Source organism: Pedomonas sp., assembly GCF_036515995.1.
Taxonomy (GTDB): domain Bacteria; phylum Pseudomonadota; class Alphaproteobacteria; order Sphingomonadales; family Sphingomonadaceae; genus Pedomonas.
The window spans coordinates 1-10,190 of sequence record NZ_DATBUP010000190.1 but is presented as its reverse complement, the minus strand read 5'-3'; the positions used below and the strand labels follow the sequence as shown (position 1 = coordinate 10,190).

General features: G+C 64.3%; 10 protein-coding genes. 7 read left to right on the top strand and 3 right to left on the bottom strand.

Annotated features, from left to right (window positions below; all coding sequences use genetic code 11):
* The 3 genes from VIG90_RS14225 to VIG90_RS14215 form a co-directional block, all read right to left on the bottom strand.
* On the bottom strand, nucleotides 1-177 hold a 177-nt coding region (locus tag VIG90_RS14225), incomplete at its 3' end, for a PLP-dependent transferase (RefSeq protein WP_331594181.1).
* A gap of 90 nt (nucleotides 178-267) precedes the next feature.
* A complete protein-coding gene (locus VIG90_RS14220; RefSeq protein ID WP_331594180.1) occupies nucleotides 268-2,031 on the bottom strand; it encodes a SulP family inorganic anion transporter in 1,764 nt (587 codons plus the stop codon).
* Nucleotides 2,032-2,177: 146 nt separating this feature from the next.
* A complete protein-coding gene (locus tag VIG90_RS14215) occupies nucleotides 2,178-2,831 on the bottom strand; it encodes an OmpW family protein (RefSeq protein WP_331594179.1) in 654 nt (217 codons plus the stop codon).
* A gap of 395 nt (nucleotides 2,832-3,226) precedes the next feature.
* Here VIG90_RS14215 and VIG90_RS14210 point away from each other — a divergent pair, with 395 nt between their 5' ends.
* From VIG90_RS14210 to ccoP, 7 genes are all read left to right on the top strand, one after another.
* Nucleotides 3,227-4,771 (top strand): catalase, encoded by a 1,545-nt coding sequence (locus VIG90_RS14210; protein WP_331594178.1) that lies wholly within the window; start codon nucleotides 3,227-3,229, stop codon nucleotides 4,769-4,771.
* Between the two features lie 80 nt (nucleotides 4,772-4,851).
* Nucleotides 4,852-5,496, top strand: a complete 645-nt coding sequence (locus tag VIG90_RS14205) for an ankyrin repeat domain-containing protein (protein ID WP_331594177.1) — start codon at nucleotides 4,852-4,854, stop codon at nucleotides 5,494-5,496.
* Between the two features lie 63 nt (nucleotides 5,497-5,559).
* Complete coding sequence (locus tag VIG90_RS14200) at nucleotides 5,560-6,354, top strand: SDR family oxidoreductase (protein ID WP_331594176.1); 795 nt, start codon at nucleotides 5,560-5,562, stop codon at nucleotides 6,352-6,354.
* A gap of 250 nt (nucleotides 6,355-6,604) precedes the next feature.
* Complete coding sequence (gene ccoN, locus VIG90_RS14195) at nucleotides 6,605-8,275, top strand: cytochrome-c oxidase, cbb3-type subunit I (protein ID WP_331594175.1); 1,671 nt, start codon at nucleotides 6,605-6,607, stop codon at nucleotides 8,273-8,275.
* Between the two features lie 12 nt (nucleotides 8,276-8,287).
* Nucleotides 8,288-9,034, top strand: coding sequence for a cytochrome-c oxidase, cbb3-type subunit II (ccoO, locus tag VIG90_RS14190; protein ID WP_331594174.1), 747 nt, complete (start codon nucleotides 8,288-8,290; stop codon nucleotides 9,032-9,034).
* Nucleotides 9,031-9,183, top strand: a complete 153-nt coding sequence (locus VIG90_RS14185) for a cbb3-type cytochrome c oxidase subunit 3 (protein ID WP_331594173.1) — start codon at nucleotides 9,031-9,033, stop codon at nucleotides 9,181-9,183. Before ccoO ends, VIG90_RS14185 begins: the two co-directional genes overlap by 4 nt.
* Nucleotides 9,184-9,187: 4 nt before the next feature.
* On the top strand, nucleotides 9,188-10,063 hold the full coding sequence (gene ccoP / locus VIG90_RS14180) for a cytochrome-c oxidase, cbb3-type subunit III (protein ID WP_331594172.1): 876 nt from the start codon (nucleotides 9,188-9,190) through the stop codon (nucleotides 10,061-10,063).
* Nucleotides 10,064-10,190: the final 127 nt, after the last annotated feature.

The following is a 10,190-nucleotide window of genomic DNA, read 5'->3' as shown; positions in this document are numbered from 1 at the left end:
GGTGTATATGTTGCCCAGCTCCTTCAGCGCAAACAGGTTGGCCGCATGCTCGGTATCGCGAAACTGGTAGGAGGTGGTCTGGTAGATCGGCACCGCGACCGAGCCCGTGGTCGGGTCGGCGCGCCATCCGGCATGAACGGCCAGCGTTTCGGGGCGAAGGCGGTTGGAAGTGGACATCTCGACCTCGTTATGATTTCGTATTTGCAAAATATTCCTAGGTTGCTGCGCAACAATATGTCAACCACGCGCGCAGGCAGGCCATCATTATTAATCTGAAACGATGGGAGATGCGGGAAATGCGCCTGCCTCAAGCGCGTGCTGCACCTTGAGCACTGCCTCATCCACCCGGCGTTCGTAGTGCACCAGCGGCGGCTTCAGCTCATGGGCGAAGAGCACCTTGCGCATGTCATGCGTGGTGCCGCTGAGCATCACGTAAACGCCGCGCGCCGAGGCCTTCCGCGCAAGGCTGTCGATGGTGTATGCGGCGGTGGAATCGAGGAACGGCACCGCCGAGAAGTCGATGACCAGCGCCTTGTGCTTGTCCGAAATGTGGTCGAGCACCGAGCCGATGCTGGCGGCCGAGCCGAAGAAGAACGCGCCCGTGATGCGGTAGATGACGATGCGCGGATCAGCACCTTGCGCGCCCGTATAGGGCACGCGCTCGCCCTCCAGAGTGTCGGCACGGTCCTCCGGTACGAACGGCGTGTGCGTCTCGACGGCAGCGCTCGAGGACATGCGGTGGATGAACAGCACCGAGCCCAGCGCGAAGCCGACGACGATCGCCTCCGTCAGGTCGCGGAACACGGTGAGCAGGAACGTCACCAGCAAGACGGCCGCGGCGCCGCGCCCGGCACGCATCAGGGTGGCAATGGCGTGCTTCTCCACCATGTTCCAGGCAACCACCGCCAGCACGCCGGCAAGGCTGGCGAGCGGAATGAAGCTGGCCAGCGGGGCGGCCACCAGAATGAACAGCAGCAGGAACACGGCGTGCAGCATGCCCGCCACCGGGCCGTGGGCCCCGGCGCGCACGTTGGTGGCGGTGCGGGCGATGGTGCCGGTCACGCAGATGCCGCCGAACAGGCCGGAGCCGATGTTGGCCACACCTTGCGCCACCAGTTCGCAGTTGGAGCGGTGGCGGCGCCCGGTCATGCCGTCCGCCACCACGGCGGAGAGCAGGGATTCGATGGAGCCGAGCAGGGCGAAGGCAACGGCGCTGGGCAGAACGGCCAGGATTTTCGCAAGCGATACCTCGGGCAGGCCGGGCACCGGCAACGTGCCGGGAATGCCGCCATAGGCCGAGCCGATGGTGGCGACCGGCAGGCCGAGCACCGCCGCCGCCACGGACGCGGCAGCGACGGCCACCAGCATGCCTGGCCAGCCGGGGCGCAGGTATTTCAGTCCCACGATAATGGTGATGGTTGCCAGCGACAGGCCGATGGCCGCGGGGGTGACACTCGGCAGGCTCTCCCACAGCACCGGCATTTTCTCCAGAAAAGGGCCGGGCTCGGGCCGGGTGAGGGTGAGGCCCAGCAGTTCCTTGATCTGGCTGGCAAAGATGATGACGGCAATGCCTGCCGTGAACCCCACGGTGACGGGGTAGGGAATGAACTTGATGTAGGTGCCCAGCCTCAGAAAGCCTATGGCCATGAGGATGAGGCCAGAGAGGATGGTGGCGAGCAGCAGGCCGTCCATGCCGTGCTGGGCGACGGTTGCGGCCACCAGCACGATGAACGCGCCCGCCGGGCCGCCGATCTGGAACCGGCTGCCGCCAAGCAGGGAGACGAGAAAGCCGCCGATGATGGCGGTGTAGAGCCCCTGCGCCGGAGATGCGCCCGAGGCGATGGCGATGGCCATGGAGAGCGGCAGCGCCACGATGGCGACGGTGAGCCCGGCGATGGCGTCCGCCCGCAGCCGGGCCAGCCCGTATCCTTCTCGCAGCACGGTGACGAGCTTGGGCGTGAACAGTTCGGCGAAGGTCGGCCGGGTGAGCGGTTGTTCAGGCAGCTGGTCGGGCAGGGCATCTCGGGTCATGGCAGGCTCCACCTGGAATCGGTGCATCCATACGCTTCGCATTGCCTAGCACCCGGCGGCGCGCGGGGCAAATTGCGGCAGAACCGAACGAGCCTCCGGGAGGGGCCGGAGGCTCGCGTTGGGGTATGGGTCATCAGTTGCGGGGTCTAGAACCGCATGCCGATGCCAATGCCCGCAACAATGGGGTCGATGCTGACGTCAACCTTGTTGACGAGGTTGCCGGTGCGCAGCGTCGCCGTGGTGTCCATGTCGATGTACTTCACATCAAGGTTCAGGAAGACCTTCTCGGTCAGGTCAATATCCACGCCGGCCTGAAGCGCGTAGCCGACCGAGTCCTTCAGCTTCACGCTGGTGTCTCCGATGGCGGCATTGAGGCTGCTGCTGGCGTCCTCATTGTAGAAGATCGTGTAGTTCAGGCCCGCGCCCACATAGGGCCGCACCTTGGCATCGGGCGCGAAGTGGTACTGGGCGGTGAGCGTCGGCGGCAGCACCCAGGTGTCGGCCACCGTGCCAAGTCCGGCGAGGCCCCGGCGCCCGGTGACGTTATGCTTGGTGGTGCCGAGGATCAGCTCGAAGCCGACATTTTTCGTGGCAAAATAAGTGAAGTCCAGCTCGGGCATCACGTCCGCGCCCACGCCCACGCGATCATCAGGAAATGCGGGCTCGATGCCGGAGGAGCTTTCGGTCGGGCTGACCCAGATGGCGCGGGCGCGCACCAGCCAGTCACCCGCTTCCGCATGAGCAGCGCTGCTTGCGACAATGCCGAGGAGGGCCGCACAAACCGACAATTTGGTTTTCATTATTTTTACTCCAACGATGACCTGTTGGAGCGATTCTAGCAGCGACTAATTCTAGCGAATTGATCGAGCGCAAACGTTGCTCTTTTAGCGGAATATTCGAGGGGGGGCGAGGGCTGGCCCTGGTTAACGAGGGGGCGCTGCGGGTCAGAAACAGGAGGCCGGGAAGCCGGGGGCAAATTACTGATTTTCTGATGAATTCTGCGAATATATATGCATAAAAATCGATTACAGTAATCGACGCAAGTATTCAATGATCGTTTCTTGTTAATCATTGTGTAAATCGATTACAGAAATGACAATTCATCGTTTCCCTGATCTGTCGAGACTTGGCATCTTCCTCCTGCGGCCGCGGTTCGTCGCGGCAGATACAGAGATTTTTTGAAGGAGGGGGTTCCATGTCGAAGAGTGTACTGACGGCGGCTGTGCTGTTGGCCACCACGGCTCCGGCTTTCGCCGCTGACGTTCCGCAGATGACCCGGGACAACGGCGCACCCATCGGCGACAATCGCAATTCCCGCACGGCCGGCGAGCATGGCGGCGTTCTGCTGGAAGACGTGCATTTGATCGAGAAGCTGGCCCGCTTCGATCGCGAGCGTATTCCCGAGCGCGTAGTGCACGCCCGCGGCACCGGCGCTTACGGCAATTTCGTGGTGGATGGCGACATCACCCAGTTCACCAAGGCGGCCGTGTTCAAGCCGGGCTCCAAGACGGATGTGTTCGTGCGCTTCTCCACGGTGGTACACCCGAAGGGCTCGCCCGAGGCCCTGCGCGACCCGCGCGGCTTCGCCACCAAGTTCTACACGACCGAAGGCAACTGGGATCTGGTCGGCAACAACTTCCCTGTCTTCTTCATTCGTGACGCCAAGCAGTTCCCGGACATGGTCCACGCGTTCAAGCCCTCGCCGGTGACCAACAGGCAGGATCCGAACCGCGTGTTCGACTTCTTCGTCCACACGCCGGAGAGCGTCCACACCCACACCTACCTCTACTCTGATCTGGGCACGCCCAAGTCCCTGCGCGAGATGGACGGCAACTCGGTTCACGCCTACCGCCTCGTGAACGACAAGGGCGACGTGGTGTTCGCCAAGTTCCACTGGAAGTCCCGCCAGGGCGTCAAGACCCTGACGGCCGAAGAGGCTGAGGTCATCAACTTCAACTACGCGACCAACGACCTCTACGAGAACATCTCCAAGGGCAATTACCCGGTGTGGGATCTGTACGTGAAGATCCTGAAGCCGCAGGACATCGGCAAGCTGAACTACAACCCGTTCGACGCCACGAAGGACTGGTACGGCTTTGAGGAAATCAAGGTCGGCACCATGACCCTGAACAAGGTGCCGGAGAATTTCTTCGAGCACACCGAGCAGGCCGCACTGGCGCCGTCCAACCTCGTGCCGGGCATCGAGCCGTCGCCGGACCGCCTGCTGCAGGGCCGTCTGTTCAGCTACGCGGATACCCAGCGCTACCGCCTCGGCATCAATCACAACCTGCTGCCGGTCAACGCGCCGCGCGTTAAGGCTGTGAACAACAACCAGGATGGGTTCCAGAACAGCTCCGGCCGGTCTTCGGACGTGAACTACTACCCGTCCGTCATGGCGCCGAAGGTGACCAACGTCCGCCTCGAGCCGTCGGCCTATGAGCTGCAGGGCCTGGCCCAGGCCAAGCCGATCAGCCAGACCAACGACTATGAGCACGCCGGTATCCTCTACCGCAGCTTCACCGAGGAGCAGAAGCGGAACCTGATCAAGAACCTGGCTGGCGACCTCAACCAGGTGCGCGACCAGAAGACCAAGACCACCATGGTCAGCCACTTCTGGCAGGCTGATGCCGACTACGGCACCCGTCTCGCCAAGGCGACCAACCTGAAGCTGGAAGATGTGAAGAAGGCCGCGGCTGACTTCAACGCCCAGCGACAGGCCCAGCTGGCCGAAGCCCGGTAAGTCTCCCCGGGGCGAAGGCCAGAAAGTGCGGGCCGGAGCCAGCCTCCGGCCCCGCTTCCCACCCGACAGGAGTTTTTGTCATGAAGTCCAACATGCTCTGCCGCGCATTTGCCGTCTGCGCAGGGCTGCTGACCGGCACCAGTGCCGTGTCCGCCGCTTCCGCCCAGACCCCGGCCCAGATCCCGGCCCCGGCTCAGGCATCAGTGGAGGCTGCCGGGTGGACGGCGAACCTGACGCCGGAGCGCCGCCAGGAACTGCTGTTCGATGCGGCAAAGCTCGGCCGGGTCGATATCATCGAGGCGCTCGTCGCCGTCGGCGTCGATATCAACGGCCGCGATGCGCGCGGCTTCACCCCGCTCATTCTGGCGGCCTACAACGGCTCATCCGAAGCGGTTGCAGCCCTGATCAAGGCGGGTGCCGACATCAACCTGCCGGATCTCCGCCAGGGCAACACGGCGCTGATGGGCGTCGCCTTCAAGGGGCATGACGCCGTTGCCAGTCGGCTCATCGAGGCCGGTGCAAACGTGAACGCCCGGAACAAGGCCGGACAGACCGCGCTGATGACCGCCACGCTGTTCGACCGCGCCGAGCAGGTGCGGATGCTGCTGGATGCCGGCGCGCGGGCGGACATTACCGACGCCATCGGCCATTCCGCGATGGACATCGCCAAGCGGCAGGACAACGCCCGCATGATCGCCCTCCTGGAGCCGTACGAGAAACGCTGAGAGCCCGCCCGGCCGGCAACCGCCTGACCTTCCCGTCGTTCTGTAGCTTTCGGGAGCATCGGGATGATTATTGACCTCACAGGCAAGACGGCGATCGTGACCGGCTCCACTGCGGGCATCGGCCTTGCCATTGCCAGGGGACTGGCCGGGGCAGGGGCGTTGGTGGTTGTCTGCGGACGCACGCAGGACCGTGTGGATGGTGCCCTGGCTGACCTGCAGGCAGCGGCACGCGGCGCGCCGGCACGCGGCGTGGTTGCCGATCTCTCGACGCAGGAGGGCTGCAAGGCGCTCATCGCTGCCGAGCCGGATGCGGATATTCTGGTCAACAACCTTGGCATATATTCCGCCCAGCCGTTCTTCGACATCAGCGACGAGGAATGGGACGACCTCTTCCAGACCAACGTGATGAGCGGCGTGCGCCTTGCCCGCCATTACGCCCTTGGTATGCGCACGCGGGGCTGGGGCCGCATCCAGTTCATCTCAAGCGAGTCCGCACTGAACATTCCGGTCGAGATGGTGCACTACGGCGTCAGCAAGGCCGCGCTTCAGGGCGTCTCGCGCGGGCTGGCCAAGGTGCTGGCCGGCACGGGCGTAACCGTCAACGCCATCCTGCCGGGGCCGACCCGCACGGAAGGCACGGTTTCCTTCATCGGTCAGATGGCCGCCGAGCGCGGCGTGGGCACCGAGGAGATGGAATCGCTTTTCCTCAAGGAAAACCGTCCCTCCACCCTCCTGCACCGCTTCGCAACGCCGCAGGAGGTGGCGAACATGTGCGTCTATGCCGCCTCGCCGCAGGCCAGCGCGACAACGGGCGCGGCGCTGCGCGTTGAAGGCGGCATCGTCGAGAGCATCGCCTGAGCTGAGGCCGTAAAACCAGACCCCAGACCTTAGACCCCAGCCCCCGCTCACCCCCGAGCGGGGGCTTTTTTGCCGACCATTCGTTCGAAATATTAAAGCCACTCAATGACTTGGCCGCAAATGCGCGGAATTCCGCGCTCTGCGACAACTCGGCACGCCTCTGGCCGCCCTTGATCTGGATCAATGCCCGGCTTCGCTCGGGCGCGGATGAGGGACCCAAAGAGCCAGTTGACGGGCGAGGAATGTCCCTATGAGTGCAGCAATAACAATCCCAATCTATTTGTTGGTGGCGCTGGCCGCCATGGTGGCGACCGCCAAGTCGGTTGAGCCGGGGTACGCCACCCACGGCGTCATCATCATGCTGTCGTGCTTCATCGCCATCGGCGCGACCATCCGGTCGATGAAGTTCAAGGCGGACGGCAGCCTGGTCCGCCAGCCGGTCCCGCAGGATCGCTACATGGATGATGTCATCCGCGCGGGCGTCATCGCCACCGTGTTCTGGTGCATCGTGGGTCTCGCCGCAGGGCTGTACGTTGCTCTCCAGATGGCGTTTCCCGCGCTCAACCTCGGGGAATACACCAGCTTCGGCCGCCTGCGCCCGGTCCACACCTCGGCGGTGATTTTCGCCTTCTGCGGCAACGCGCTGATCGCTTCATCCTTCTACGTGGTGCAGCGCACCTGCCGCGCCCGTCTCGCCTTCGGCAACCTCGCCTGGTTCGTGTTCTGGGGCTACCAGCTGTTCATCGTGCTGGCGGCCTCGGGCTACGTGCTCGGCATCACCCAGTCCAAGGAATACGCGGAGCCCGAGTGGTATGCTGACCTGCTGCTGACGGTGGTGTGGGTTGCGTACCTGGCCATTTATCTCGGCACGCTCATCCGCCGCAGCGAGCCGCACATTTATGTGGCCAACTGGTTCTACCTGTCGTTCATCGTCACGGTCGCCATGCTCCACGTGGTAAACAACCTCGCCATTCCGGCGGGCTGGTCGGGCAAGAGCTACTCGGCGTTCTCCGGCGTGCAGGATGCCCTGACCCAGTGGTGGTACGGCCACAACGCGGTGGGCTTCTTCCTCACCGTCAGCTTCCTCGGCATGGCCTATTATTTCGTGCCCAAGCAGGCGGAGCGGCCGGTCTATTCCTACCGGCTCTCCATCATCCACTTCTGGGCCCTCATCTTCATGTACATCTGGGCGGGCCCGCACCACCTGCACTACACCGCGCTGCCCGACTGGGCGCAGACGCTGGGCATGGTGTTCTCGATCATGCTGTGGGTGCCGAGCTGGGGCGGCATGATCAACATGCTCATGACGCTGGAAGGCGCATGGGACAAGATCCGCACCGACCCGATCATCCGCCTGATGGTGCTCTCGCTGGCCTTCTACGGCATGGCCACCTTCGAGGGCCCCTTGATGTCCATCAAGACGGTCAATTCCCTGAGCCACTATACCGACTGGACCGTGGGTCACGTGCACGCCGGTGCGCTGGGCTGGAACGGCATGCTGATCTTCGCGATGGTGTACTTCCTCGTACCGCGCCTGTGGAACCGCGACCGCCTGTACTCCATCCGCATGGTCAACTGGCACTTCTGGACCGCCACGCTCGGCATCGTGCTCTACTGCGCCTCCATGTGGGTGGCGGGCATCATGCAGGGCCTGATGTGGCGCGAGTACAACCCGGACGGCTTCCTGGTCTACGGCTTCGCCGAAGTCATCGCCGCCATGGGGCCCTTCTACCTCATCCGTGCGCTGGGCGGCCTGCTGTACCTCTCGGGCGGCGTGATCATGGTCGTCAACGTGTGGCGGACCATCCGGGGCGACGTGCGCAAGGAAGCGCCCTTTGCCGAAATGCCCGCCTATGACCCGGCGCGCGACGTGCCGCTCGCCCCGAAGGCAACCGCAGTCCAGCACCAGCCGGCTGAATGATTGGAGAGAGCCATGCGTTTCAAAAAGTTCAGCCACCGCACCATCGAGAAGAACGCGACGCTGCTGCTGGTCCTGTCGCTTCTGGTGGTCACCATCGGCGGCATCGTTGAGATCGCGCCGCTGTTCTACGTGCAGAACACCATCGAGAAGGTGGAGGGCATGCGGCCCTACACCCCGCTCGAGCTGGCCGGGCGCAACATCTACATCCGCGAGGGCTGCTATAGCTGCCACTCGCAGATGATCCGCCCCTTCCGGGACGAGATCGAGCGCTACGGCCACTACAGCCTGGCGGCAGAGAGCATGTATGACCACCCGTTCCAGTGGGGCTCCAAGCGCACCGGGCCGGATCTGGCCCGAGTCGGCGGCCGCTATTCGGACGAGTGGCACGTCCAGCACCTGAAGGATCCCAAGTCCGTGGTGCCGGAGTCCATCATGCCGGGCTACGCATTCTTGGCAGAGCGCGACCTCAACACCCAGCGCATCACGCCGGACCTGAAGGCGCTGCGCGTTGCGGGCGTGCCCTACACGGATGAGGACATCGAGAAGGCCGAGGCCGACCTCAAGGCACAGGCCGACCCGGATGCGGATGCCGAGGACCTGCAGAAACGCTATCCCAAGGCGCAGGTGCGGGATTTCGACGGCAACCCGCAGCGCCTCACCGAGATGGATGCGGTCGTCGCCTATCTGCAGATGCTCGGCACGCTGGTGGATTTCTCCGCCTACGTGCAGGCGCAGGAAAGCGAGCGGGGTGCGCGATGAGCTACGAAGCCTTCCGCCATTTCGCCGACAGCTGGGGACTCCTTAGCCTCGTGATTTTCTTCGTCGGCGCGATCGCCTGGACCTTCCGTCCCGGCGCGCGCGACACCCACGAGGTGATGCGCCAGTTGCCCCTTCGTGACGAGGACTGAACCCATGAGCAGCTATAACAACACCAAGCCCGAAGAGCAGGACGTCCCGACGACCGGCCACGAATGGGACGGCATCACCGAGTTTGACAAGCCGCTGCCGCGCTGGTGGCTGTACCTGCTGTTCGCCACCATGATCTGGGCCGTGGGCTACATGATCGTCTATCCCGCCATTCCGCTGGTCAGCGGTGCCACCCGCGGCACTTTCGGCTGGGGCAGCCGTGAGCAGCTGGCGGCGGAAATGAAGGCGGTGGAGGCGGGCCGCGCCGACATCATCGCGAAGATCAACGCCACGCCCGTCGAGCAGATTCCCCAGAATCCGCAGCTGATGACGTTCGCCGTCGAAGGCGGCCGCTCGGCCTTCAAGGTGTACTGTGCCCAGTGCCACGGCTCGGGCGCGGCGGGCAGCCCCGGCTTTCCCAATCTGAACGATGACGACTGGATCTGGGGCGGCGACCTGCCGGCCATTCACCAGACGATCCGGCACGGCATCCGCGACGTGGCGGACGAGGATACCCGCCAGTCCATCATGCCCGCCTTCGGCAAGGACGGCATGCTGACCCCCGCTGAAATCCGTGATGTGGCGGCGTTCGTGCGCGTCATCTCGAAGCAGGACCAGCCGTCAAAGGCCAGCCAGCGCGGCGCGCCGCTGTTCGCGGACAACTGCGCCAGCTGCCACGGCGAGGCGGGCACCGGCATCCGCGAAATGGGCGCGCCCAACCTGACCGACGCCATCTGGCTGTTCGGCGGAGATACGGACAGCATCATTCAGACCGTCACCAACTCCCGCTTCGGCGTCATGCCCGCATGGCAGCAGCGGCTGGAGCCGGTCACGGTCAAGCAGCTCGCCGTTTACGTCCACAGCCTGGGCGGCGGCGAATAACCTCAAGGGCCGCGCGCAAGGCGGGGACGGGCCGCCCCGCCTTGCGTTCGATCAATGCGGCCCCGCCGTGTCAGGTGCATGTAGGTCGCGTCATGTCGCAGTCCCCCCTCTCGTCCGCCGCCTCAAC

Excerpts from the sequence above, each read along its gene's own strand:
- VIG90_RS14185 (WP_331594173.1), top strand. The coding sequence starts at position 9,031 with ATGAGCTACGAAGCCTTCCGCCATTTCGCCGACAGCTGGGGACTCCTT.
- VIG90_RS14205 (WP_331594177.1), top strand. The coding sequence starts at position 4,852 with ATGAAGTCCAACATGCTCTGCCGCGCATTTGCCGTCTGCGCAGGGCTG.
- VIG90_RS14210 (WP_331594178.1), top strand. The coding sequence starts at position 3,227 with ATGTCGAAGAGTGTACTGACGGCGGCTGTGCTGTTGGCCACCACGGCT.
- ccoP (WP_331594172.1), top strand. The coding sequence starts at position 9,188 with ATGAGCAGCTATAACAACACCAAGCCCGAAGAGCAGGACGTCCCGACG.
- ccoO (WP_331594174.1), top strand. The coding sequence starts at position 8,288 with ATGCGTTTCAAAAAGTTCAGCCACCGCACCATCGAGAAGAACGCGACG.
- VIG90_RS14200 (WP_331594176.1), top strand. The coding sequence starts at position 5,560 with ATGATTATTGACCTCACAGGCAAGACGGCGATCGTGACCGGCTCCACT.
- VIG90_RS14220 (WP_331594180.1), bottom strand. The coding sequence starts at position 2,031 with ATGACCCGAGATGCCCTGCCCGACCAGCTGCCTGAACAACCGCTCACC.
- ccoN (WP_331594175.1), top strand. The coding sequence starts at position 6,605 with ATGAGTGCAGCAATAACAATCCCAATCTATTTGTTGGTGGCGCTGGCC.
- VIG90_RS14215 (WP_331594179.1), bottom strand. The coding sequence starts at position 2,831 with ATGAAAACCAAATTGTCGGTTTGTGCGGCCCTCCTCGGCATTGTCGCA.